Genomic DNA, 22,134 nt, shown 5'->3' with positions numbered 1-22,134 from the left:
GTCCTTCAGGCTGGCGGGGCGGTCGGCAGGACCGGCACGGCGGCCAGGAGCCTGCGTGTGTAGTCGTGGCGCGGATTGTCGTAGATCTGGCCCGCTGGCCCCTCCTCGACGATCTTGCCGCGATACATGATCGCGACCCGGTCGCAGAGATGGCGCACCACCGAGAGGTCGTGCGAGATGAAGATCAGGGTCAGGTTCAACTCGGTCCGCAACCGCATCAGCAGGTTGATGATCTGTGCCTGGATCGAGACGTCGAGCGAGGCGACCGGCTCGTCGCAGACCACGACATCAGGCTGCATGGCGAGCGCACGCGCGATCGCGACGCGCTGGCGCTGGCCGCCGGAGAATTGATGCGGATAGCGGCTGGCGAAGGCGGGATCGAGCCCGACGGCGGCGAGCCATTGCCGGACATATTCGGCCGCCCCCGCCCTGGTGACGATGCCATGTATGATCGGCCCCTCGGCAATACTGTCGCCGATGCTCATACGCGGATTCAGCGAGGCGAAGGGGTCCTGGAAGATGGTCTGGATCCGGGTGGTGTTCTTGTGCGGCCGCGCGCCGCCGCCCATCACCGGCTCGCCCTCCAGCCGCACCGTGCCGGAGTTCGGCGCATAGATGCCGGCCGCCATACGCCCGAGCGTCGATTTGCCCGAGCCCGATTCGCCGACGAGGCCGAGTGCCTCCCCCCGCGGGACGGTCAGGCTGACGGAAGCGACGGCCTGGACCCCACGGCCCGGTTGCGACAGTCCAAGCTTCTGGCCGAGCAGGCGCAGGATGCCGGGCGGGGTCTGGAACAGCTTGCTGACGTCCTGAATGACGAAATAGGAGGCGTCCGCCTTCGATCCACGCGACGGTGAGGCACCGGAGGTGCGTGCCGGCGGCGATGCATCGGGGACACCGCCGCCCCGGGCGAGGAAAGTGCCCGGCTTGGCGCGGGACGGCAGCGAATCGAGCAGCGACTGGGTGTAGGGATGCTGCGGCCTGGTCAGCACGTCGAGCACAGGCCCGGTCTCGACGATCCTGCCGTAGCGCATCACGCAGACGCGGCTGGCGATCGAGGCGACCGTCGCCAGATCATGGCTGATCCAGATCAGTGCCGTGCCGAGCTCCGCCACCAGCTCCTTCATTTCGGCCAGGATCTCGGCCTGGATCGAGACATCGAGCGCCGTGGTCGGTTCGTCGCAGATGATCAGCTTTGGCCGGTGCAGCAGAGCGATGGCGATGGCGACGCGCTGGCGCATGCCGCCGGAGAACTGATGCGGGTAGAAATCGACCTTCGCCTCGGGCTCTGGAATCCGGACCTGGGCAAGCGCCGCGATGGCGCGCCTGCGCCCTTCTTCTGCCGAAACCTTCTCATGCGCCTCCAGCGCCAGCAGGATCTGGGCGCCGATCGTCAGGACCGGGTTCAGCGTCATCAGCGGGTCCTGGAAGACCATCGAGATGATCTTGCCGCGAATTGCGCGCAGGTCGCGGGACGGCAATCCGATCAATTCGCGCCCTTCGAGCCGGATCGAGCCGCTCTCGATTTTTCCTGGTGGGTCGATCAGGCCGATGATCGAGAAGCCCGTGATGCTCTTGCCGGAGCCGGATTCGCCGACGAGGCCCATGACCTCGCCGCGCTTCAGTGAGAAGGAGACGCCGTCGACGGCTTTCACGACGCCGGCACGGGTGTGGAAATGCGTCGCGAGGTCACGGACCTCGAGCAGCGGCACTGCCTCGGCCGAGCCACTCATCGCCTGAGCCTCGGGTTGACCTGGTCGCGGATCTGGTCGCCGACGAGGTTGATTGCGACGATCAGGATGATCAGCGCGACGCCGGGATAGATCGAGATCCAGTAGCGGCCCGACATCATGTACTGGAAGCCGTTGGAGATCAGCATACCGAGCGAGGGCTCTGTCACCGGCAGGCCGACACCGAGAAAGGAAAGCGTCGCTTCGAGCGCGATGGCGCTCGCCACCTGCACCGTCGCGACCACGATCAGGGCCGGCAGGCAGTTCGGCAGGATATGGCGCCAGACCACCCGGCGGGCCGGCAGCGGCGTCGAGAAGGCGGCCTCGACATAGTCCTTGCCCCGCTCGGCCGCGGCTGCGCCATGGGCCGTGCGGGCAAAATAGGCATATTGCGCGGCTGCCAGCGCCGCGATGAGCTGGAATTTGCCCTGGCCGAGCACGGCCGAAATCACCAGCGCGAGCAGGATCGCCGGGAAGGCGAGCTGGAGATCGATGATGCGCATGATGAACGCTTCCCAGCGGCCGCCGAGATAGGCGGCGGTGATGCCGAGCGTGACGCCGACCGTGAAGGCGAGCGAACCGGCGATCAACCCCATCTGCAGCGAGATGCGCAGGCCGTAGAGGATGGCCGAGAACAGGTCGCGGCCCTGCGCGTCGGTGCCGAGCAGATGGGTGAAGCCGCCGGAGCCGACATAGCCCGGCGGCCGGCGCGCATCTGACAGGGTGAGATTGGCGAGATCATAGGGATCCTGCGGCGCGATCCAGGGCGCTAGGAGCGCCACGCCGATCATCAGCACGACGACGACGAGGGCTGCGAGCGCCACCTTGCTCTCGCGGAACTCGTTCCAGAATCGGGCGAGGGGCGAAGCCTGCTTCATTACGCGCGCGCCTTTCTCAGGCGCGGATCGAGCGCGACATAGGTCAGATCGACCAGGAAATTGATGGTGATGAAGACGAAGGCGACGAGCATCAGATAGGCGACCATGACCGGCCGGTCGAGCGACGTGATGGAGTCGATGATCAGCTTGCCGATACCGGGCCAGGAAAAGATCGTCTCGGTGACGACCGCGAAGGCCAGCGTCGAGGCGAATTCGAGCCCGAAGACGGTGACGATCGGGATCGCGATCAGGCGCAGCACATGCCGGCGCAGGACGGTCCATTCCGAAAGTCCGGCGGCTCGGGCAAATTTCACCGTATCGGTCAGCATCACCTCGCGCGTCCCGGCCCGGGCCAGCCGCGTCATCAGGGCGAGCTTGAAGAAGGCGAGGTTAAGGGCCGGCAGCAGCAGATGGCTGAGCCCGTTCAACGTCAGAAAACTCCACTCGACGCCGAAAAGCGAAGCGGTCTCGCCGCGGCCACCGGCAGGCAGCCATTGCAGCTCGACTGCGAAGGTGATGATCAGAACCAGGCCGATCCAGAAGGTCGGTACGGAGAAGCCGAGGATCGAGATCGCCATGATGATCTTGGCGAGCAGGCTGTCGGGCTTGTAGCCGGCATAGATGCCGGCCGGCACGCCGATCAGGGCCGCTCCGAATACGGCAGCCAGCGTCAGCTCCAGCGTCGCGGGCAGGCGCGACAGGATAAGTTCCAGCACCGGCATGCCGAAGACGAAGGAACGGCCGAAATCGCCGTGGAGCACACGACCAAGGAAGGTGAAATACTGTTCCCAGAGCGGTCGATCGAGCCCGTAGCGGGCAATCGTCTCGAGTCTCATCTCCTGGCTGACATCTGGCCCGATCAACACGTCGATCGGGTTGCCGATGGCGTAGACGCCGACGAAAACCAGCGCCGACATGACGAGCATCACCAGCAGAGCCTGGACGATGCGCCCGAGGATGTGCCCTAGCATCTGACGAAGCGCCTGGCGCCTGCGGTCACGGCCAGTTCTCCGCGATCACCGCCCGCGTCTCCTCGACGCCGACCTGCCAGAGGCTGAGCATCTCGTTGTCGGAGCGCTGGTAGCGCCCGTGGAAATTTCCGTCGCCCAGGATCTCGCGCTTCTTCGCCGGGTTCGAGGCCTGGTAGAGCGCGCGATCGAAGGGCGGCTTCACTGCATCCGGCATGGCGACGCCGTCGAGCCGGGTCCAGGGGAAGTTCTCCATCCAGGAGGCATGCGAGGCAGCGGGATCGACCGCCTTCACCGCCGCCTGGAAGCGCGGCCCTGCCCACCAATCATGCAGCTTGACGCTGGCATCGGGGCGGCGGCCCATCCATTCCGTGCAGAAGGTCATCACGGGTGCATTGCCGCCATGGCCGTTGACCAGCACGATGCGGCGGAAGCCGGAGCGGTAGAAGCCCTCCAGCATATCCTCGATCAGCGCGACATAGGTGCTCATCCGCAGCGAGACGGTGCCGGGGAAGGCGACGAAGCCTGGCGTCATGCCATAGGCCAGCACCGGGAAGACGGGTACGTTCAGCGGCTCGGCCGCATCGCCTGCCACTTTCTCTGCCAGGATCGCGTCGGTGGCGAGGCTCAGATAGGCGTGCTGCTCGACACAGCCGAGCGGCAGCACACAGCGGTCATCCCGCTGGGCCTGCGCTTCGATCTGCATCCAATTCATCTCGGCGACACGCACGGCCCGTTCCTTGCTTTTCTCTGGCAGTGCGCCATCCTTGACTCCCAGTCAGAACGTCGTCAAGTTCCATTTGGAACTAAACGGGAGCTCATCATGCGCCGCGCCCCCACATCACTCTCGCGTCTCGACCATGAGCGCGAAGCGGCGTTGCGCGATCTCGACCCGCTCACCGTCACCAAGCTCTGGGACAATCCCTGCTGGCTGTCGTTCCGGTTGAACTTCGTCGCCTTCCGCTTCAACGATCCGGTCTATCGCTGGATAGAGACCCGCTACGGCCTGGTCCGCCCGGAATTCGTCGCCCTCTACGCGGTCGGCCTGAAGGAGGGTGTGGCTGCAAAGAACATCGTGGCCTCGTCCGGTTTGCCGAAGAACACGCTCAGCCGCGCCATCCAGAAGCTGCTGACCCGGCGCCTGCTCAAGCGCGAGACGGACCGGGACGACCTGCGCAGCTTCGTGCTGCGCCTGACGCCTGCAGGACGCGCCATTTTCGAGGAGACCATGCCGCTGATGGTGAAGCAGCAGAGCGCCATGCTCTCGGCCTTGACCGAGGCCGAGCAGCGCCAGCTTTGCGAATTGATGGACAAGCTCGTCATTGCCTCTCCGGTGTGGCCGGCGGATCTCGAGCCCCAGTCATAGACCGGGTCGGGCGAAGCGTTCTTCCAAAGAATTGCGGGATGGTGGTGGGTCTTCACTGCCGTACCGCGCCAATTGAGAACAACAGTCGAGTCAGGATCGCCTAATCAAGTGACACCAGGGCGCCTCGTTGCGTGGGCCGACTGCCACCGCCGAGGCCACATAATAAACCAGCGGGAGGGCCGACATGTCGGCCTTTACCGAAACAAAACAGGGGAATTCGTCATGAAGCTTGCCACCACCGTCCGCATCTTCGGACTCGCGGCCGCACTCAGCGCCTCCGTCTCCGGGGTCGCCCTAGCGCAGACGCTTACAATCGGCGTTCGCGCCGGCCCGGAATCGATCGATCCGCACTTCACCGCGACCGGCACCCATGCCGAAGCGCTGAAGCATGTCTTCGACACGCTGACCTGGTCGGGCGACAAGCTGCAGATCGAGCCGCGGCTTGCGACGAGCTGGAAGGCGATCGAGCCTTCGGTCTGGGAGTTCAAGCTGCGCCCGGGCGTCAAGTTCCATGACGGTTCCGACTTCACCGCCGAGGATGTGAAATTCTCGATCGAGCGCATCCCCGTGGTCGCCGGGCCGAACCCGACCACGATCTATGTGCGCCGCGTCAAGGAGGTGAAGATCATCGATCCGCTGACGGTCCATATCGTCACCGACGGGCCGGCCCCGAACCTGCCGAACGACTTCATCCGCCTCTTCATCGTCTCCCACAAGGCGGCGGCCGGACTGACCAAGGACAACGCCAACGAGGCCTTCAATACCGGCAAGGCAGCGGTCGGTACCGGCCCCTACAAGTTCGTGTCCTGGACGCCGAAGGACCAGCTCGTGCTGGAGCGCTTCGACGGCTATTGGGGCGAGAAGGAGCCTTGGGCCCGCGTGCTGCGCAAGGAGCTGCCGAACGACGCCGCCCGCGTCGCCCAGCTCAAGGCCGGGCAGGTCGATATCATCGTGCGGGCGCCGGCGTCCGACGTGCCGACCCTGAAACGCGACTCCAAGCTCGCGGTCACGACGGTCGACACGGTCTATGTCTTCAACATGGAGCTCGACATGCGGGACAAGTCCCCGCAGGTCAGCGCCAAGGATGGCTCACCGCTGCCGAAGAACCCGCTCCAGGACGTCAAGGTGCGCGAGGCGATCGATCTCGCCATCGATCGCCCGGCCCTGGCGGAGATTGCGATGGAAGGTCTCGGCTCGCCGGTGAACCAGCTCGTGACGCCGGATATCGCGGGCTACAATAAGTCGCTGCCGGCGCTGAAGCCTGACCTCGCCAAGGCCAAGAAGCTGATGGAGGAGGCCGGTTACGCCAACGGCTTCAAGGTCGCCTTCTCGTTCACCAATGACCGCCTTCCCGGCGACCGTCAGGTCGGCACGTCCATCGCCCAGATGCTGGCGCGGATCGGCATCGACGTGAATGCCAATGCCCAGCCGGGCGCGGTCTTCTTCCCGGCCCGCCTGCGCGGTGATTTCTCGATGTCGATGTCCGGCTGGGGCACGCTGACCGGTGAGTCCAACTACACGCTTTCCTCGGTGGTGCACTCGAACGATCCGGCCAAGAAGCTCGGCGCCTTCAACGTGCTGGGCTACAAGAACGCCGCGCTCGACAAGCTGATCGAGGATGCGGCGGTCGAGATGGATGAGGCCAAGCGCAACAAGTTCCTCTCCGATGCCAACGCCGTCGTCGCACAGGACCGGCCACGTCTGCCGATCGTCGCCGTCGGCTCGGCCTGGGCCATGCAGAAGGACAAGGTCGTGATCAAGCCGCGCGTGGATGAAGACACGCTCGCCATGGACATCAAGCCCGCCAAGAAATGAGGCTTCGGCCTCGGTCGCCCGGTTCCTGCAAATATGCAGGAACCGGTTTAAAAACGCGCCGAACGAGTATCGGGCATGCGTGGAGAGACTAGCCGCAAGGCCAGTAGGTGGGGTATGTGCCCCGCCGCCTGCTCTCCCCTTTCCCGACTACACGGTTCGACCTCTCCCACTGCGGGAGAGAGGGAAACGCACCAGGATTACCCATGACAACCTCACCTATTGCCCTGGCCATTCATGGCGGTTGTGGCACCTTGCCCAAGGCCGAGATGACCGAAACGGAGTGGACCGAGGCCAAGGCGGATCTCGCCGCCTCGCTCCGCGCCGGCTGGGCCGTTCTCAGCAAGGGCGGCTCGGCCGTCGATGCGGTCGAGGCCGCGGTGCTGGTGATGGAGAATTCGCCGCATTTCAATGCCGGCCACGGGGCCGCGTTCAACGCGGATGGCGAGCATGAGCTCGACGCCTCCATCATGGATGGCGAGACGCTGGCCGCCGGCGCCCTTTGCGGCGTCAAGCGCATCCGGAACCCGATCGGCGCCGCCAAGGTGCTGATGCGCCGCGGCGATCCGCTTTTCCTGGCCGGCACGGCCGCGGACAGCTTCGCCGAGTCGGAGGGGCTCGACATGGTCGAAAACGAGTATTTCTCGACCGAGCGGCGCCGCAAGAATCTGTCCTCGATGAAGATCCGCGAGCTTGTCGGCACCATGTCCGAAGCAAGCGAGGCCGAGAAGCACGGCACGGTCGGTGCGGTCGCGCTGGATGCCCAGGGCCATCTCGCTGCTGCGACCTCCACGGGCGGCTACACCAACAAGCCGGCCGGCCGTGTCGGCGACTCGCCGATCATCGGTGCCGGTACCTATGCGCGCGACGGGCGTTGCGCGGTCTCGGGTACGGGCAAGGGCGAATATTTCATCCGCTACTGCGTCGGGCACGAGATCGCCTCGCTGATGGCCTATGCCGGCCTGAGCCTCGAGGAGGCGACCGCCCGGGCGATAGCCGAGCTCACCGAGCACAGGATCGGGGCTGGCCTGGTCGCGATTGGTGCCGATGGCAGCATCGTCGCGCCCTATAATTCCGCGGGCATGTATCGTGGCTGGGTGACGCCTGATGGCTTCATCCATGTCGCGACCCATGGCGATGTCGAAGTCGCCGGTCAGCTCGAGGCAGCTGCGTGAGCACGCCTGAGCCGATCGTCATCTGGGGCGCGGGCGCGATCGGCGGCACGCTTGGAGCCTATTGGGCGCGCGCGGGCATTCCTGTCCTGCTCGTCGATGTCGTCCCCGAACATGTCGAAGCCTGCCGGACGACGGGCCTCGCGATCAGCGGGCCGATCGAGGAATTTCGCCAGGTCGTGCCCGCGGTGACGCCGGCGGAGCTGACAGGAACCTACAAGCGCATCGTGCTCGCGGTGAAGGCGGGCGCCACGCAAACGGCACTCGACGCGCTCGCCCCGCATCTGGCCGAGGACGGTTTCGTGCTCTCTGCCCAGAACGGCCTCAACGAACTGGCCATTGCCAGGCACGTCGGCGAGGCCCGGACCATGGGCTGCTTCGTCAATTTCGGCGCGGACTGGCACGGGCCGGGCGAGATTCTCTACGGCAACCGCGGTGCTGTCGTCGTGGGCGAGATCGATGGCGCGATGACGCCGCGCGCCCTCGAAATGCACAAGCTGATGCTGCTCTTCGAGCCCGACTCGATTTTGACCAGCAATATCTGGGGTTATCTGTGGGGCAAGCTCGCCTACGGGGCGATGCTGTTTGCCACGGCGCTGACGGATGATTCGATGTCGGCGAATTTCGCCGATCCGAAGCGGCTCGCCGTCTGGCTCGAACTCGGGCGGGAGGTCGGTGCGGTCGCGGCGGCGCGTGGCGTCTCCTCGCTCGGCTTCGGCGAGTTCGATCCGATGGTCTTCGCGCCGGGCCGGCCGGAATATCCGCAGATCGCCGCGATCGCCTGGCTCGCCGACTACACCTCGAAGACGGCCAAGACGCATTCCGGGATCTGGCGCGACCTTGCCGTGCGCAAGCGCAAGACCGAGGTCGATCCCCAGATCGGCATCATCGCGCGCCTCGGGCGCGAGGCCGGCATTCCGACCCCGACGATCGAGACGCTGGTGAGACTGATCCACGAGGTCGAGGACGGCGAGCGCCCACTCTCGTTCGATATGCTGAAGGTGCTGATCGACCAATGCAACTCCGCTTCGACAATCGCGTAGCCCTCGTCACAGGCGCTGCCCAGGGCATCGGCCGAGCCATCGCAACCGCCCTGGCTCGGTCCGGGGCTAGGGTGCATCTCGCCGATATCGATGCCGAGGGGGTCGCGAAGACCGCTGCGGAGATCGGGGCCAGGTTTCATGCCGTCGATCTCGCGACGCCGGACGCAGCGCGCGATCTGCTTGGCACGATCTCGGCCGAAAACGACTCGCTCGACCTGCTCGTCCATGCGGCGGGCGGGGTGCGCGGCCAGGTCGGGCGGCCGATCGAGGAGATTCCCGAGGCGGACTGGCGCAGCATTTTCGCCGCCAATGTCGATGCCGCCTTCTTCCTGGCGCAAGCCGCAGCACCGGTGATGAAGCAGGCCGGCTATGGACGCATCGTCACCATCTCGTCCGGTGCGGGATTGCGCCCGAGCCTCACCGGCATCCAGGCCTATGCCAGTGCCAAGCACGCGCTGGTCGGGCTGACGAAGCAGCTCGCCTGGGAGCTCGGCCCGCATGGCATTACGGTGAACTCCGTCGCGCCCGGCTTCGTGCGCTCCAATCCGGCAACGGAACGGCAATGGCAAAGCTATGGCGAGGCCGGCCAGAAGAAACTGGTCGAGAGCATCCACACCCGACGCCTCGGTACGCCCGAGGACATCGCCAATGCCACGCTGTTTTTCTTGAGCGAACAGGCCGGCTGGATCAGCGGCCAGGTGCTTTCCGTCGACGGCGGACGCTCCTGAGCATTGGGGCGTTTTGCGGGCGCCGACGCGGTTTTTAACGGCATCATTGCCACATGCGTATTTTCGACCCTACAGTGGTCCCCGGGCTGGCATGAGCCAACCTGAATAGTGACTGAAGGGATAGCACGTGAGCACGGGTACCGTGAAATGGTTCAACGAGACCAAGGGCTATGGTTTCATCACCCCTGACGCGGGCGGAAGCGATATTTTCGTCCATATCAGCGCTGTCGAGCGCTCGGGCCTGCGCGGCCTGAACGAAGGCCAGAAGATCAGCTACGATCTCGAGGCCGATCGCAAGACCGGCAAGTCCTCGGCGGTGAACCTCAAGACGGCTTGATCTCCGCCTTCTGCGGGAGGGCGATCGGCGGCGTCACCTCCCGAGCCAATGCGAATCTCTATCTCTCTATCCGGACTGAAGACGATTCCCGGCATGCCCGTCGCCCCAAGGCGGCGGTAGAAAGGACCAGGGCCAGCCCGAAAAAGGCCGGCCCTCCCAATACGCATCTAGAGCTTGAACAGCTCCCGCCCCGTCTGATGGGCACGGATGTAATCCCAGTCATAGCTCACGCCGAGGCCTGGCCCCGTGGGCACGGGAAAACAGCCATCCTTGTCGACACCGTCGAGCTGGTCGCTGTACCCGCAGGTGTAGACCGGTGGCACGGCGTTGGGGCAATCCGGGCCGACCAGCGCAAGCTCATAGAAATTGGTGTTACGAGTCGCGGCCATGCAGTGGCGATGCGCAGGCCCGCAGGCATGGATCTCGACATCGACGCCAAAGGCCTCGGCGAGATGGGCGATCTTCATCTCGCCGGTGATGCCGAGATCGTATTCCGGATCGGAGCGCAGCATGTCGGTGCCGCCATTGATCAGGAAATCGGCCTTGGGCTCGAAGCCGCGCAGATACTCGGTCTGCAGGATCGGCGTTTTCAGCATCTCGCGCAGCTTCTTGTGGGCGAACGCGGAGACGCCACAGTCACGCATCGGGTCCTCGTACCAGAAATAGCCCCCCTCGTCGCAGGCCCGCCCGACATAGAGTGCGTCGGAGAAGGTTCTGAGCTCATTGGCCGGGTCGAGCATCAAAGTCATGCGATCACCGACCGTCCTGGCGACATGCAGGACGTTTGCCGCCTCCTCGCGCGCGTCGCCCTCATGCCAGCCATGGAGCTTGAAGGCGCGGTAGCCCAGTGCGTAACAGGCCTCGGCGAAGTCGGAGAAGGCCCTCCTTGCTGTCGAGCCCGCCATTGCGGTCGCCGTGATAGGTCGAGGCATAGGTCTTGAGCCGCGTGCGGAAGCCGCCGAGCAATTGCGACACAGAGGCGCCGAAGCGCTTTCCCGCCAGGTCCCAGAGCGCGATGTCGATCGGTCCGATCCCCATCCCGTCATGCTGGCGGAGCTCCCGCTTCATGTCGTTCCAGATTTCCTCGCGGTGGTCCGGATTGCGGCCGAGCAGGTTGGGCGCAAGCGAGAGTGTCTGCGCCATCGTGGCCCGGGTTCCGCCCCAGTGCATGACATATTCGCCCTCGGCGCCGTCATCGCTGCGGATCACGATCGCAAACTTGGTCAGCTCGAGCTCTGAATTCGGCTTGTATCCGACATTGTAGACCGCCCGGGCATTCTCGGCCGAGCGGCCGAGATTTCTGCTCTTGAACGAGAATTCGACGACCTCAACCTCTGCAATCCTGGTCATGATGATCCTCTCAGAAACCGGCGATCCGGGGGAGCCAGAGGCTTAGGGCCGGCACATAGGTGATGATGGCGAGCGCCACGACGAGCGCGATCAGGAAGGGCCAGAGCTCCCGCAGCAGGGCCCCGAGCTTGACGCGCGTGATCGCCATGGCGACGAAACAGAGCACGCCCACGGGCGGTGTCACCTGGCCGATGACGAGGTTGACCAGCAGCACGATCCCGAAATGCACGAGGTCGATCTGCAACGCGGCCAGCAGCGGCAGCAGGATCGGCACCAGGATGATCATGATGGCGATCGTCTCCATGAACATGCCGGCAATCAGCAGGGCGATGTTCAGGATCAGCAGAACGACCAGCGGATCCGTCGAGATCGAGGTCATGAAGCTGGTGACCAGCTGCGGCGCCTGCTCGATGGCCAGAATCCAGCTGAAGGGCGAGGCCGCGGCGACGATGGCGATGACCACCGCCGTCTCGCGCGCCGTGCCGATCAGGATCGCCGGGAGGTCGGCAAGCTTGATCGAACGGTAGATGAACATGCCGACAACCAGGGAATAGGCGGCGGCGACGCCGGCGATCTCGGTTGCGGTGAATAACCCCGCCCGGAAGCCGACGATGATCAGCACCGGCATCAGCAGCGCCAGCGAAGCGTATTTGAACTCCTTCCAGAGATTCGGGAACGAGAAGGAGCCGGCCGGCTTGAAGTCGCGCCGCAGCGCCAGGATGGCGATGGTCGCCATGATGCAGCCGGCCATGACCAGGCCAGGAATGATGCCGGCGACGAAGAGGCTGCCGAGCGAGACATTGGCCTGCCAGGCATAGACCACCATCAGGATCGACGGCGGGATGATCGGGCCAAGCGTGCCGGCAACCGCTGACAGCGCCGCTCCAAACGCACGTGGATAACCCATGCGTTCGAGCTGCGGCACGAAGACCCGTGCGGCTGCGGCCGTATCGGCGACGGATGATCCGGAGATGCCGGAGAGAAAGACCTCGCCGACGACCAGCGTATGGGCCGGCCCGCCGCGGATATGGCCGACCAGTGCCTTGGTGAAGCTGAAGAGCCGCTCGGAGATGCCCGACGCGTTCATCAGGGAGCCGGCGAGCGTGAAGAGCGGGATCGCCAGCAGGGGGAAGGACTGCACGCCGGCCACGATGCGCTGGGCGGCGACGGTGAGCGGCACGCCTTCGATGAAGATCGTCAGCAGGGCCGAGCCCGCCATCGCGACCCAGATCGGCGTGCCGACTACGAGCAGGACCGCGAAGGTCAGGAGAAGGATGGAGACCATGCCGCTAGTCCCGCGTCGTGATGTCGGACCAGAGTGCGCCGGTGACGCCTTCGTCGATCAGGTTGCGCAGGAGATGCAGCAGCGACAGCAGGCTCCCGACGAAGAGCGGCGCCACCGTCCAGCCGGCCGAAATGCCGAGCATCGGCGTCAGGTTCGGCAGTTCGCGCTGGAGATAGCGCCAGGAAAACCAGGTCAGCGTGCCGAGAACCGCCGCTGTCGCGAGCAGCGCCACGACGCCGAAGAGGGTGCAGAGCCAGCGCGGGGCGAACAGCACCACGACATCGATGATGATGTGGGTCCGGGCATGGAAGGCGTTGGCGATGCCGAGGAAGATCATCCAGCCGAACAGCAGCAGGATCAGTTCCTCGGACCAGGTCAGCGGATCGTTCAGCGCGTAGCGGAAGACGACGGCGGCGCAGACCTGCGTCGCGATCGCGCCGTGCAGCGCGGCAAGGAAGGCGTTCTCCAGGCGGCTCGACCAGTCGTCGAGCCGCCGGATCAGGTCGAGCCCGGTCATGCCGGTCAGCGCTTGCGCTGAGCGTCGATGGCGGCGAGCACGCTGTCGAGATGGGCCTTGCCCCAGCGGCCTTCCATCGCGGTTGCCACGACCTTGGACCTGGCGGCGAAGGCGTCGCGATCGACATCCTCGACGATCTTGGAGCGGCCGGACTTGCGGATGTCCTCGAGCATCGAGGCCTCGCGCTTCTGCTGGAGATAGGTGTTCAGGGCCGAGGCGCGGGCGGCTTCGGCGAACAGGACCTCGCGATGCTCGGGCTTCAACCGGGCGAGGCTGTCCTTGTTGATGACGATCATGTTGTTCTGGAGCATGTGCTTCGTCATCGCGACATAGCCCTGCACCTCATAGAACTTGCGCGAGAAGATCGTCGGGATCGGGTTTTCCTGGCCGTCGACCGTCTTCTGCTGGAGCGCGGTGTAGACCTCGCCAAAGGGGACCGGCGTCGGAGAGGCGCCATAGGCCTTGATCATCTCGACCCAGACCGGGCTTTCCGGCACGCGGATCTTGAGGCCCTGCAGGTCCTCCGGCTTCTTCACCGCGCGGTCGAGCGTCGTCATGTTGCGCCAGCCCCAGTACCAGATGCGGCTGACCGGGACGATGCTATGCTTGTCGCGGAGCTCGTCGAAGATCGGGTCGAAGGCAGCAGAGCGAATGATCGCCTCGGCCTCGCTCCAGTCCTTCCAGAGGAAGGGCGCACTCGGAATCTCGAGGGCGGGTACGAGCGCGGAGGCGGCCGCCATCGAGGGCGCTGAGATGTCGAGGGCGCCTTCCTTGACCTGCTTGAACAGGTCGATTTCCTTGCCGAGCTGCTCGGCCGGGAAGACCTTGATGGTGACGGCGCCGCCGGTCGATTTGTTCACGCGATCGGCGAATTCCTGGAACAGTTCGCCGGCGATCTCGGTGGTGGTGTTCGCATGGCCAAAGCGCAGGGTCTGTGCCTGGGCGGCTGTCGCGAGGAAGCTGCCTGCGATCAGGCTCGCAGCGGCAAGGCGTCGTAGAAACATCATATCCTCCCGGAGGTTATGGTGGTTCTTGCACAGCTGCCTCTGACGGGCGGCCTATTTGATCAGCCTCTCATGGGAGCCCTCGAGATGCCGTCGCATCGCCTCGGCGGCAGCTTCGGGATCGCCGGTCTCGAGCGCATCGATGATGCGGAAATGCTCGGCATGGGTGATCCCGACATCCTGCTCGCGGCTGAGGTAGAGCCGTGAAATGTGCAGATGGAAGCGCAGGTCGTCATAGCTCTTCAGCGCGACCTGATTGCCCGCCGCTGTCAGGATGAGGCGGTGGAAGCGGTCATCGGCTTCGGTGAACGCGCGGTGGCTGCGATACTCGCGGGACGGCGGATCGGCCGTCATGACCGCGACGGCGTCGCGCAGCGCCGTGATGACATCGGCGCCCGGGCGCCGCCTGGCGGCCTCTGCCGCGGCCCAAGGCTCGAGCACGCTGCGAAAGCTGTAGACGTCCTCGTAATAGTTGCGATCGGGCAGCGCCGCGGTCGCGAAGCCGACGAAGGGGACGGCCGACACGAGCCCTTCCGCGACGAGCCGCGTCAGCGCCTCGCGGATCGGCGTCGAGCTGACGGCCAGTTCGCGCACCAGCCCATCGACATTGATCTTTTCGCCCGGCGCATAGGCCTGATCGAGGATGCGTTCCTTGATCGCCTCATAGACCTGGTCGCCAAGGACGACCCGTTCGATCTTTCGCGCCCCGTTCAATGCCTATTATCCTGCATCTTGGATCGTGCACGATTTAGGGATGAACTTGCTTTGGAGTCAATCCAAATCGTCGACGTGCCGCGACTTCACTTGGCACTGGCCAATGAGTGGACGACCTCGATGTGCCGCAGACGAGTGCCGCACCGGCGATCGCGGCTCTTGCAGAGTAGGAGCGGGCAGCGAATAGTCGCCGTCGACCACTGCTCTGGAACTGGGGTCCATCGTGGCATTTGTTGAACAGCCGGTTGTTGCACTGTTCATTTCGCTGGCTCTTGGCCATTTGATCGGAAAGATCAGAATTGGCCCCGTTCAGATCGGCGGTGTCTGCGGCACGCTCTTCGTCGCATTGGCCCTTGGGCAGCTTGGTGTCACCATCAGCGCGGACCTGAAGAACACGGCGTTTGCGCTGTTCATCTTCGCTCTCGGGTTTACGGCCGGACCGCAGTTCTTCAACAATATCCGTGGTGGCTGGCGCTACGGAATCCTGTCCTTCGTCGAGGTCGGGACGGTCCTGCTGCTGCTCACAGCGGCCATCATCTTGTTCCGCCTGGATCCCGGCACCACGTCGGGGCTCTTCGCCGGCTCGGCCACGGAATCGGCTGTGCTCGGGACGGCTTCGGATGCGATCGCCCGGTTGGCCCTGCCGGCAGCCGAAGTGGCGCGGCTGCAATCCAACATGGCGACGGCCTATAGCGTCACCTACCTCTTCGGCCTCGTGGCGATCGTCGTCTTCACGACGCAGATCGGTCCCCTGCTGCTGCGGATCGACGTGCGCGAGGAATCCGCCGCGCTTGCAAAACAACTGGGAGCCGAGGACGACGCGGGCAAGGAGAACGGCGTGCCCGAGATCGTCTCCCGCTGCTTCCATGCCGGGCCGATTGCGGGAAGCAGCGTCGGCGCCTTCGAAAACAGCGTCAATGGCGTTGTGACCATCGAACAGGTCGGCCGCGGCGAAGGTTTTACCAAGGCAACCACGGACATGGTGCTGGAGGCCGACGATGTTGTCCTCGTGCTCGGCCGCCGCCGCGCCGTCATCGCGATCAGCGAGAGATTGGGCGCCGAGGTGCCGATGCCGGCAGGCGACAACGTGCCACTCGTCGAGCGCGAGGTCGTGCTCGTCCGTAGCGAGGTGATGGGGCGCCGGATTCGGGATCTTCGTCGGCTGGCGAGCGCGGAACAGCGGCGCGGTGTCTTCATTTCGCGCATCAGGAGGCTCGGGCATATCGTTCCGGCTTTGCCGGGCACCGTTATCGAGCAGGGCGACGTCCTGACGCTCTACGGCTCCGAGGACGCGATCACGCGGGCGGCCCCGGAGCTCGGCCACTTGCTCCCGGCGACTTCGAGTACCGACTTCGTGATGCTCGGGCTGGGAGTGGTCGCGGGTCTCCTGCTGGGAGAACTGAGCTTCAGGGTCGGCGCCCTGAACCTGACGCTGGGGACCGGCGGTGGTGCGCTCGTCTCCGGCCTGGTCTTCGGCTGGCTCCACATGCATCGCCCGCATTATGGCGCGATACCGCTGCATGCTGCGGAGTTCATGAAGGACTTCGGCCTGGCGACCTTCATCGCCGCAATCGGTCTGTCGGTCGGGCCCGATGCCTTCGCGCTGCTCAAGCAGTACGGGCTGGTGCTGCCGGTCCTGGCGATTCTCGTCTCCGCACTGCCGGCCCTGGCTTCTCTCTATATCGGGCATTACCTGCTGAAGATCGAGGCTCCGATCCTGCTCGGAGCCATCGCTGGCCAGCACTGCAGCACCCCGTCGATCAGCGCATTGGTCTCCCTCGCTGGCAATTCGACGCCGGTGATCGGCTACACCGTGACCTATGCGATCTCGAACGTCCTGCTGCCGCTGATGGGGCCGGTCGTGGTTGGCATGGTCGGGCTGATCGGGTGAAGGGCGTCCGCTGCGGCTGCTTCAGCGGCAGCCCGAAGGGCTCGAAGAGGCGTCGTGAGCTCGCGCTGTGTCTGGGTGGGGTCGATGGCCGCACAGGGGCACGCAAGGCTGCGGTCCTGCTTCGACGGCGGGTTGCATTGACAAATTGGTCACAATCACCCATATAGGGGCATCGATCTTAGGCCGAATGAATTGGCCCCCGCGCTAATGGCGCGCTAGCTGACGAACTTCCCGCTCAAAATCGAACACCGTGTGAGGCGTCGTCTCACGCGAATTAATGCCTTGCGAGAAGGAATTCGTCATGGCCACCGGCACTGTTAAATGGTTCAATTCGACTAAGGGTTTCGGCTTCATTCAGCCCGATGATGGCGGTCAGGATGCTTTCGTCCACATCAGCGCTGTCGAGCGTGCTGGTCTGCGCGAGCTCCGCGAAGGTCAGAAGATCACCTTCGAGCTCGTCCAGGACAAGCGCTCTGGCAAGATGTCCGCGGACAATCTTCGCGCCGAGTGATCTGCATGACCGTGCAAACGTAGCATTCCGAATCGAGTGGCGACCACGGATGTACTGGCGCCCCCCTTTCAGGACGATACGCAGCACGGTTGGACGAAGGGTCGGGATTACCCGGCCCTTTTTTCTTTTCTGAAAGGAGCCCGAGATGCAGGTTCTCGTTCGCGACAACAATGTCGACCAGGCGCTGCGCGTCCTGAAGAAGAAGATGCAGCGCGAAGGCGTCTTCCGCGAGATGAAGCGGCGTGCGGCGTATGAGAAGCCGTCCGAGAAGCGGGTTCGCGAGAAGGCTGACGCCATTCGGCGTGCACGCAAGCTGGCGCGCAAGCAGGCTCAGCGCGAAGGACTGATCGCAGCGCCGAAGCCCAAGGCCAAGCCTGTTCGTCCGCCGCGTCTTGCACCGGCGGCAGCCTGAGCTCAGGCCAGCCTGACGATGCCGGCGCAAGGGTCTGCTCGACGCAGTCCAGTGCGCCTGGATGCGCGCTACCGATAGGGCGCGTCGCTGTGAGTGCCGCCAACCGGGCGGCAATCGTGAAGGAGTGGACTGCCATGTCGACCAAAGGACTCTCGGCCGACGAAGCCAAGCGCCGGGCCCAGGCGAATTTGGAGAAGGCCGAGCAAAAGCGGCAGGAAGCCCAGCGTGGGCTGGATGCGCAGCGCGCCGCCCAGGTTGCCGTCACGGAGAAGACCGCGCGCTTGCGCGCGCTGCGGCTGGCGAAGGAAGCCGCAGACGCAGAGGCCGCCGCGATCGCCGAGGCTGCACGGCCCAAGACCGTAGCGTCCAAGCGCACGAAGCGGGCCTGACGGACCGGCGGCTTGCGACCCGCGCGTGCCCGGCCTGGAACGACGTTCCGCGCCCAGAGGGCAGGCCGCTAGCTGCGCCCCGGCGCCGGGTGAAAGAGCCGCCCCTTCTCGACCACCAGAACCACCGCGAGCGCCATGAGCCCGCAGAGTGAGAAGCCGAGTGTCAGCGGCACGACCGTGCCGTTGAAATGCTGGCCGACATAGAAGCCGAGCAGTGCTCCGCCGACCGTGGTGATGAAACCCTGGACGGACGAGGCCGTACCCGCGACATGGCCAAGCGGATCCATCGCCATCGCCCCAAAATTCGGCGCCAGCAGGCCAAAGCAGAACATCGTCCCACCCTGCATGATGGCGAAGAGCCAGAGCGTTTCCTTGCCGGCAAGGGCCAGCACCGCATGCAGGCTGGTCAGCGTGATATAGCCGAGCAATGCGCCATGCGAGACCCGGCGCATGCCGAGTCGGCCGACGATGCGCGAATTCAGCAGTGACGCGACCGCCATGCATGCGGCGATCAGGGCAAAGATGGTGGTGAACCATTCCGGCGCCCGGAAGACATCGACAAAGACCTGCTGTGCCGAGTTGATGAAGCCGAACAAGCCGCCGAGAACGAAGGTCATCGCCAGCATGTAGCCGACGCCGATGCGCGAGGTCAGCACCGTGCGGAAGGCGGAGACGATGCTGGCGAACTTGATCGGCGTACGGTCCTCCTCATGCAGCGTCTCGGGCAGGCGCATTGCGGTCCAGAGCATCACGATGGCGCCGAAGGCGGTCAGAACGCCGAAGATCCAGCGCCAGGGTGCGACCCAGAGGATCGCCTGGCCGATCGAGGGCGCCAGAATCGGTACGGCCAGGAAGACGATCAGGGCCAGCGACATGACGCGGGCCATGTCGCGGCCGGAATAGCAGTCCCGTACGATCGAGACCGCGAGCACCCGCGTCGCGGCTGCTCCGACGCCCTGCAGCACGCGCGCCGCCATCATGATCTCGAAGGAGCCGGAGAAGGCAGCGAACACACTGGCGACGACATAGATGCTGAGCCCGGTCAGCAGCACGGGCCGTCGGCCGAAGCGGTCGGAAAGCGTGCCGTAGATGATCTGGGCCACACCAAAGCCGAGCAGATAGCTGGTGACGATCCACTGCCGGTCGTTCGGCTCGGCAATGCCGAGTGTCTCGCCCATTTGGGGCAGGGCCGGCAGCATGGCGTCGATCGCAAGCGCGTTTGTCGCCATCAGTGCGGCCATCATCGCCACGAAGGGATAGAAACCCATGCCGTGGCGCGGCCGGGCAATGTCGAATGTGTCGGTCATTTCTGCCTGCTGCCGGGCACAGCCCGGAACGTCCCGTCTCGCAGATGGGAGAGGCCAGCAAGATAGCCGGCCGATTCTCGCAGGATTAGGCGATGCGCCGCTGCGCAACAACCCGGCCAGAGGCCGGGTTTGGCATGCACTCAGCGTGGAACGACGCCTATTCCGCCGCCGGCTGCTGCTGCGGCATCAGCGCATTGTCGATCTCATTGGCGCGGATCGCTGCCGGGCGGGCCTGCAGTCGTTTGGCATAGGCCTCGAAGGCCGGCCGCCGCTCCATCGTGCCGAATTGCAGGCCCCAGCCGATCTGCGCGCCGAGATAGACATCGGCCGCGCTGAACCTGTCGCCGACCAGATACTCGCCCTGCGATACCGCTTTTTCCAATGTGTCCATGACATCGGCGAAGCAGCCATAGCCGACCGAGCCGGTCTTCTCCGGTGGCACCTCGACGCCAAGCATCTTGTTGGTCACCGCAGCTTCGGTCGGGCCGGCGCCAAAGAAGAGCCAGCGATAATAGGGGCCGCGCTCCTTGCTGCCCGGTGCCGGCGCCAGCCCGGCCTGGGGAAAGGCGTCCGCGAGATAGGCGCAGATCGCGGCGCATTCGGTGACGATCATGTCGCCATGCTTCAGGGCCGGCACCTTGCCCATCGGATTGAGCGCCTTGTACGCGGCCGCCTTCATCGGCGGGCCGAAGCCGACCAGCTCGGTGCGATAGGGCTGGCCGACTTCCTCCAGCATCCAGCGCACGATCCGGCCGCGTGACATCGGGTGGGTGTAGAAGACGAGTTCATCGCTCATGCTGCGTTCCTCCTGTGGAGGGCGAGACTAACCACGACGCATGACCGCGCAATGGCAGCAATCGAAACCGCGGCGGGCCTGCTGCGTTGTCTGAAGCGAAAGGATGACGTCTATGTTCGAAATCCTCGCTGGGCCCGATCATGTCGCGGCCTACCGCCTCTCCGGCACGCTGACCGTGGAGGATTATGACAGTGTGATCGCCGATATCGACGCACGGCTGACCCGGCACGAGAAGATCGGCGTTCTGGTCGATCTGACCGGCTTTCACGATATCACGCTCCGGGCGGGTGCCAGGGATCTGCGCTATGGGTTCAGCAAGCTGTCGGAACTCAGGCGCTTTCCGCGTGAGGCCCTGATCAGCGACAAGGGCTGGATCGAGACGCTGGTGGCGATCGCCAATCCGGTCATCCCCTTCGTCGAGATCCGCTGCTTCAAACCGATCGAGTACGAGGCGGCGCTGGCCTGGGCCAGCGAGATCGAGGGCGGGCCCGAGGCTTAGGTTGCACGTGCCCGGAGCGCGTTGCCGCGACAGCGAACCGCGCGCCTCACCCATAGCTGACATCGCGCGTCAGGACTGCGCGTGCGTGGCCTGTCATTCCTCCCCAGCGGTGCTATCGACATGCTCTGGTCGACGGAGGAATTCAGATGCGGCAGGACGCATTGTTCGAGCGCCTTTGGAGTGGCGCAGCGCAGATGGAAGAATGGACCGAGGCGGTCTCTGCCGGCGCCATCACTGCGGTGGCAGAGAACATCATCACCGTCCACACCACCTATTTCTGCGGCAGCGTCACGGCCATTCGGACGAGTGAAGGCCTTGTCCTGATCGATACGGCCAAGCCAGACACCGCCGCCCAGACGCTCGCGACGATCCGCAGCTGGGACGACAGCCCCATCCACACCGTGATCTATACCCACGGCCATATCGACCACACCAGCGGCATCAAGGTCATCGACGAGGAGGCCGATGCGAGAGCGAGGCCGCGGCCGAGAATCGTGGCTCATCGCAACGTCGCGCGCCGGATGGAGCGATACGAAGCCTCCCATGGCTTCAACAGCATCGTGCAGGGGCAGCAGTTCAACAAGCCGGACTATGTCTATCCGATAGGCCAGCGGCGTCCCGATGACGTCTATGACGACACGCTATCGCTTGCGATCGGTGGCGAACAGCTCGAACTCATCCACGGGCGCGGCGAGACCGACGATGCCACATTCGTCTGGCTGCCGCGGCGGCGCGTGCTGGCGAGCGGGGACTTCGTAATCTGGGTTTTCCCGAATGCAGGCAATCCGCGCAAGGTCCAGCGCTATGCAGCCGAGTGGGCTGTCGCCCTGCGCCGGATGGAGCGCCTGAAGCCGGACATCCTGATCCCCGGACATGGCCCGGTCATTGTTGGGGAGGGCCGGGCAGCGCAGGTGTTGCGCGACGGGGCCGAAGCGCTTGAGCATCTGGTTCGCGATACCCTGGCGCTGATGAACAAGAGTGCGACGCTCGACGAGGTGCTGCGCGCGGTCAAGGTACCGGCCGCCTATCTGGCGAAGCCCTATCTCGTGCCGAAATATGATGACCCCGAATTTCTGGTCCGGGGGATCTACCATTTCTATGCGGGTTGGTCTGACGGAAACCCCGCAAACCTGAAGCCGGCGAAGAACGCTGATCTTGCGTCCGAACTGGCTCGGCTTGCGGGTGGTGCCGAGAAACTGGCTGAGCGAGCCGCGGCGCTGGCCGAGGACGGCCAGACGCGCCTCGCCGTTCATCTTGCCGAGTTCGCGAGTTCAGCAGCGCCCGAGGATCGAGGGATCCAGGCAATCCGGGGCGCGGTGCTCCGGAAAGCCATCGATGGCGAAAGCTCGTTGATGGGCAAGGCATTCCTCGCCGTCTACGAGCGCGATGCAAAAGAACGGTCGGCGGGCTGAGCAGCGCATCCAG

At 64.8% G+C, this 22,134-nt stretch carries 24 protein-coding genes; 12 read left to right on the top strand and 12 right to left on the bottom strand.

Features of this window, described 5'->3' with window-relative positions; genetic code table 11:
- Positions 1–5: 5 nt before the first annotated feature.
- Genes AC1DGP_RS14660 through AC1DGP_RS14645 form a run of 4 tightly spaced genes read right to left on the bottom strand, consistent with a single transcriptional unit; the run spans position 6 to position 4,306 of the window.
- The gene (locus tag AC1DGP_RS14660) at positions 6–1,733 is read right to left on the bottom strand and encodes a dipeptide ABC transporter ATP-binding protein (protein ID WP_441506341.1); all 1,728 of its coding nucleotides are present in this window, start codon (positions 1,731–1,733) and stop codon (positions 6–8) included.
- Positions 1,730–2,608 (bottom strand): ABC transporter permease, encoded by an 879-nt coding sequence (locus AC1DGP_RS14655; protein WP_476832248.1) that lies wholly within the window; start codon positions 2,606–2,608, stop codon positions 1,730–1,732. Before AC1DGP_RS14655 ends, AC1DGP_RS14660 begins: the two co-directional genes overlap by 4 nt.
- Entirely contained in the window at positions 2,608–3,579 is a 972-nt protein-coding gene (locus AC1DGP_RS14650; RefSeq protein ID WP_069878004.1) for an ABC transporter permease, read from the bottom strand. The genes AC1DGP_RS14655 and AC1DGP_RS14650 overlap by 1 nt, the downstream gene beginning before the upstream one ends.
- Before the next feature lie 25 nt (positions 3,580–3,604).
- Positions 3,605–4,306, bottom strand: coding sequence for a creatininase family protein (locus tag AC1DGP_RS14645; protein WP_069878003.1), 702 nt, complete (start codon positions 4,304–4,306; stop codon positions 3,605–3,607).
- Between the two features lie 93 nt (positions 4,307–4,399).
- Between AC1DGP_RS14645 and AC1DGP_RS14640 the strand changes: the two genes are divergently transcribed.
- The 6 genes from AC1DGP_RS14640 to AC1DGP_RS14615 all read left to right on the top strand — a co-directional run bounded on the left by AC1DGP_RS14640 (position 4,400) and on the right by AC1DGP_RS14615 (position 10,034).
- Positions 4,400–4,942, top strand: a complete 543-nt coding sequence (locus AC1DGP_RS14640) for a MarR family winged helix-turn-helix transcriptional regulator (RefSeq protein ID WP_441490482.1) — start codon at positions 4,400–4,402, stop codon at positions 4,940–4,942.
- Positions 4,943–5,164: 222 nt separating this feature from the next.
- Positions 5,165–6,757: an ABC transporter substrate-binding protein gene (locus tag AC1DGP_RS14635; RefSeq protein ID WP_441506340.1), complete on the top strand. Its 1,593-nt coding sequence runs from the start codon at positions 5,165–5,167 to the stop codon at positions 6,755–6,757.
- 203 nt (positions 6,758–6,960) lie between these two features.
- The gene (locus AC1DGP_RS14630) at positions 6,961–7,929 is read left to right on the top strand and encodes an isoaspartyl peptidase/L-asparaginase family protein (protein ID WP_441506339.1); all 969 of its coding nucleotides are present in this window, start codon (positions 6,961–6,963) and stop codon (positions 7,927–7,929) included.
- Positions 7,926–8,969 carry a ketopantoate reductase family protein gene (locus AC1DGP_RS14625; RefSeq protein WP_441490480.1) on the top strand — a complete coding sequence of 348 codons (1,044 nt, stop codon included), beginning with the start codon at positions 7,926–7,928 and terminating at the stop codon, positions 8,967–8,969. The genes AC1DGP_RS14630 and AC1DGP_RS14625 overlap by 4 nt, the downstream gene beginning before the upstream one ends.
- The gene (locus AC1DGP_RS14620) at positions 8,942–9,697 is read left to right on the top strand and encodes an SDR family NAD(P)-dependent oxidoreductase (protein ID WP_441490479.1); all 756 of its coding nucleotides are present in this window, start codon (positions 8,942–8,944) and stop codon (positions 9,695–9,697) included. The genes AC1DGP_RS14625 and AC1DGP_RS14620 overlap by 28 nt, the downstream gene beginning before the upstream one ends.
- Positions 9,698–9,824: 127 nt before the next feature.
- A complete protein-coding gene (locus tag AC1DGP_RS14615; protein WP_043234173.1) occupies positions 9,825–10,034 on the top strand; it encodes a cold-shock protein in 210 nt (69 codons plus the stop codon).
- 167 nt (positions 10,035–10,201) lie between these two features.
- Here the strand turns inward: AC1DGP_RS14615 and AC1DGP_RS14610 are convergent, their stop codons facing one another.
- Genes AC1DGP_RS14610 through AC1DGP_RS14585 form a run of 6 tightly spaced genes read right to left on the bottom strand, consistent with a single transcriptional unit; the run spans position 10,202 to position 14,904 of the window.
- Positions 10,202–10,939 (bottom strand): enolase C-terminal domain-like protein, encoded by a 738-nt coding sequence (locus AC1DGP_RS14610; RefSeq protein WP_441506338.1) that lies wholly within the window; start codon positions 10,937–10,939, stop codon positions 10,202–10,204.
- Positions 10,845–11,384, bottom strand: a complete 540-nt coding sequence (locus tag AC1DGP_RS14605) for an enolase-like domain-containing protein (protein WP_441506337.1) — start codon at positions 11,382–11,384, stop codon at positions 10,845–10,847. The genes AC1DGP_RS14610 and AC1DGP_RS14605 overlap by 95 nt, the downstream gene beginning before the upstream one ends.
- Positions 11,385–11,394: 10 nt before the next feature.
- Positions 11,395–12,669: a TRAP transporter large permease gene (locus tag AC1DGP_RS14600; protein ID WP_441506336.1), complete on the bottom strand. Its 1,275-nt coding sequence runs from the start codon at positions 12,667–12,669 to the stop codon at positions 11,395–11,397.
- A gap of 4 nt (positions 12,670–12,673) precedes the next feature.
- Complete coding sequence (locus tag AC1DGP_RS14595; RefSeq protein WP_441506335.1) at positions 12,674–13,186, bottom strand: TRAP transporter small permease; 513 nt, start codon at positions 13,184–13,186, stop codon at positions 12,674–12,676.
- Between the two features lie 5 nt (positions 13,187–13,191).
- Complete coding sequence (locus tag AC1DGP_RS14590) at positions 13,192–14,190, bottom strand: TRAP transporter substrate-binding protein (protein ID WP_476776757.1); 999 nt, start codon at positions 14,188–14,190, stop codon at positions 13,192–13,194.
- A gap of 54 nt (positions 14,191–14,244) precedes the next feature.
- Positions 14,245–14,904, bottom strand: a complete 660-nt coding sequence (locus tag AC1DGP_RS14585; RefSeq protein ID WP_441506333.1) for a GntR family transcriptional regulator — start codon at positions 14,902–14,904, stop codon at positions 14,245–14,247.
- 223 nt (positions 14,905–15,127) lie between these two features.
- On the opposite strand from AC1DGP_RS14585, the gene aspT reads away from it, so the two are divergent.
- The 4 genes from aspT to AC1DGP_RS14565 all read left to right on the top strand — a co-directional run bounded on the left by aspT (position 15,128) and on the right by AC1DGP_RS14565 (position 18,107).
- Positions 15,128–16,795 carry an aspartate-alanine antiporter gene (gene aspT, locus AC1DGP_RS14580; protein ID WP_476832247.1) on the top strand — a complete coding sequence of 556 codons (1,668 nt, stop codon included), beginning with the start codon at positions 15,128–15,130 and terminating at the stop codon, positions 16,793–16,795.
- A 301-nt stretch (positions 16,796–17,096) separates the two neighbouring features.
- Positions 17,097–17,306 carry a cold-shock protein gene (locus AC1DGP_RS14575; protein ID WP_043234255.1) on the top strand — a complete coding sequence of 70 codons (210 nt, stop codon included), beginning with the start codon at positions 17,097–17,099 and terminating at the stop codon, positions 17,304–17,306.
- Between the two features lie 145 nt (positions 17,307–17,451).
- Positions 17,452–17,718 (top strand): 30S ribosomal protein S21, encoded by a 267-nt coding sequence (gene rpsU, locus AC1DGP_RS14570; protein ID WP_441490472.1) that lies wholly within the window; start codon positions 17,452–17,454, stop codon positions 17,716–17,718.
- A 134-nt stretch (positions 17,719–17,852) separates the two neighbouring features.
- Positions 17,853–18,107, top strand: coding sequence for a hypothetical protein (locus tag AC1DGP_RS14565; RefSeq protein WP_052513594.1), 255 nt, complete (start codon positions 17,853–17,855; stop codon positions 18,105–18,107).
- A 68-nt stretch (positions 18,108–18,175) separates the two neighbouring features.
- On the opposite strand, the gene AC1DGP_RS14560 is transcribed toward AC1DGP_RS14565, so the two are convergent.
- Both AC1DGP_RS14560 and AC1DGP_RS14555 read right to left on the bottom strand, forming a co-directional pair.
- Entirely contained in the window at positions 18,176–19,414 is a 1,239-nt protein-coding gene (locus tag AC1DGP_RS14560; RefSeq protein WP_441490471.1) for a multidrug effflux MFS transporter, read from the bottom strand.
- Positions 19,415–19,571: 157 nt separating this feature from the next.
- Entirely contained in the window at positions 19,572–20,210 is a 639-nt protein-coding gene (locus AC1DGP_RS14555; RefSeq protein WP_441490470.1) for a glutathione S-transferase family protein, read from the bottom strand.
- 112 nt (positions 20,211–20,322) lie between these two features.
- Here AC1DGP_RS14555 and AC1DGP_RS14550 point away from each other — a divergent pair, with 112 nt between their 5' ends.
- Together AC1DGP_RS14550 and AC1DGP_RS14545 are read left to right on the top strand one after the other, a co-directional pair.
- Positions 20,323–20,709, top strand: coding sequence for a SpoIIAA family protein (locus AC1DGP_RS14550; protein WP_441490469.1), 387 nt, complete (start codon positions 20,323–20,325; stop codon positions 20,707–20,709).
- 146 nt (positions 20,710–20,855) lie between these two features.
- Positions 20,856–22,121: an alkyl sulfatase dimerization domain-containing protein gene (locus tag AC1DGP_RS14545; protein WP_476832246.1), complete on the top strand. Its 1,266-nt coding sequence runs from the start codon at positions 20,856–20,858 to the stop codon at positions 22,119–22,121.
- Positions 22,122–22,134: the final 13 nt, after the last annotated feature.

It is taken from the genome of Allobosea sp. 05T433 (genome assembly GCF_056396065.1).
This window is presented reverse-complemented; position numbering and strand designations above follow the sequence as displayed.

What these genes read in the sequence shown, in the direction of transcription:
- AC1DGP_RS14640 (WP_441490482.1), top strand. Translation starts at nt 4,400, where the DNA reads ATGCGCCGCGCCCCCACATCACTCTCGCGTCTCGACCATGAGCGCGAA.
- rpsU (WP_441490472.1), top strand. Translation starts at nt 17,452, where the DNA reads ATGCAGGTTCTCGTTCGCGACAACAATGTCGACCAGGCGCTGCGCGTC.
- AC1DGP_RS14600 (WP_441506336.1), bottom strand. Translation starts at nt 12,669, where the DNA reads ATGGTCTCCATCCTTCTCCTGACCTTCGCGGTCCTGCTCGTAGTCGGC.
- AC1DGP_RS14555 (WP_441490470.1), bottom strand. Translation starts at nt 20,210, where the DNA reads ATGAGCGATGAACTCGTCTTCTACACCCACCCGATGTCACGCGGCCGG.
- AC1DGP_RS14565 (WP_052513594.1), top strand. Translation starts at nt 17,853, where the DNA reads ATGTCGACCAAAGGACTCTCGGCCGACGAAGCCAAGCGCCGGGCCCAG.
- AC1DGP_RS14605 (WP_441506337.1), bottom strand. Translation starts at nt 11,384, where the DNA reads ATGACCAGGATTGCAGAGGTTGAGGTCGTCGAATTCTCGTTCAAGAGC.
- AC1DGP_RS14630 (WP_441506339.1), top strand. Translation starts at nt 6,961, where the DNA reads ATGACAACCTCACCTATTGCCCTGGCCATTCATGGCGGTTGTGGCACC.
- AC1DGP_RS14550 (WP_441490469.1), top strand. Translation starts at nt 20,323, where the DNA reads ATGTTCGAAATCCTCGCTGGGCCCGATCATGTCGCGGCCTACCGCCTC.
- AC1DGP_RS14610 (WP_441506338.1), bottom strand. Translation starts at nt 10,939, where the DNA reads ATGGCGGGCTCGACAGCAAGGAGGGCCTTCTCCGACTTCGCCGAGGCC.
- AC1DGP_RS14545 (WP_476832246.1), top strand. Translation starts at nt 20,856, where the DNA reads ATGCGGCAGGACGCATTGTTCGAGCGCCTTTGGAGTGGCGCAGCGCAG.
- AC1DGP_RS14595 (WP_441506335.1), bottom strand. Translation starts at nt 13,186, where the DNA reads ATGACCGGGCTCGACCTGATCCGGCGGCTCGACGACTGGTCGAGCCGC.
- AC1DGP_RS14560 (WP_441490471.1), bottom strand. Translation starts at nt 19,414, where the DNA reads ATGACCGACACATTCGACATTGCCCGGCCGCGCCACGGCATGGGTTTC.
- AC1DGP_RS14620 (WP_441490479.1), top strand. Translation starts at nt 8,942, where the DNA reads ATGCAACTCCGCTTCGACAATCGCGTAGCCCTCGTCACAGGCGCTGCC.
- AC1DGP_RS14655 (WP_476832248.1), bottom strand. Translation starts at nt 2,608, where the DNA reads ATGAAGCAGGCTTCGCCCCTCGCCCGATTCTGGAACGAGTTCCGCGAG.
- AC1DGP_RS14635 (WP_441506340.1), top strand. Translation starts at nt 5,165, where the DNA reads ATGAAGCTTGCCACCACCGTCCGCATCTTCGGACTCGCGGCCGCACTC.
- AC1DGP_RS14575 (WP_043234255.1), top strand. Translation starts at nt 17,097, where the DNA reads ATGGCCACCGGCACTGTTAAATGGTTCAATTCGACTAAGGGTTTCGGC.
- AC1DGP_RS14650 (WP_069878004.1), bottom strand. Translation starts at nt 3,579, where the DNA reads ATGCTAGGGCACATCCTCGGGCGCATCGTCCAGGCTCTGCTGGTGATG.
- AC1DGP_RS14660 (WP_441506341.1), bottom strand. Translation starts at nt 1,733, where the DNA reads ATGAGTGGCTCGGCCGAGGCAGTGCCGCTGCTCGAGGTCCGTGACCTC.
- AC1DGP_RS14590 (WP_476776757.1), bottom strand. Translation starts at nt 14,190, where the DNA reads ATGTTTCTACGACGCCTTGCCGCTGCGAGCCTGATCGCAGGCAGCTTC.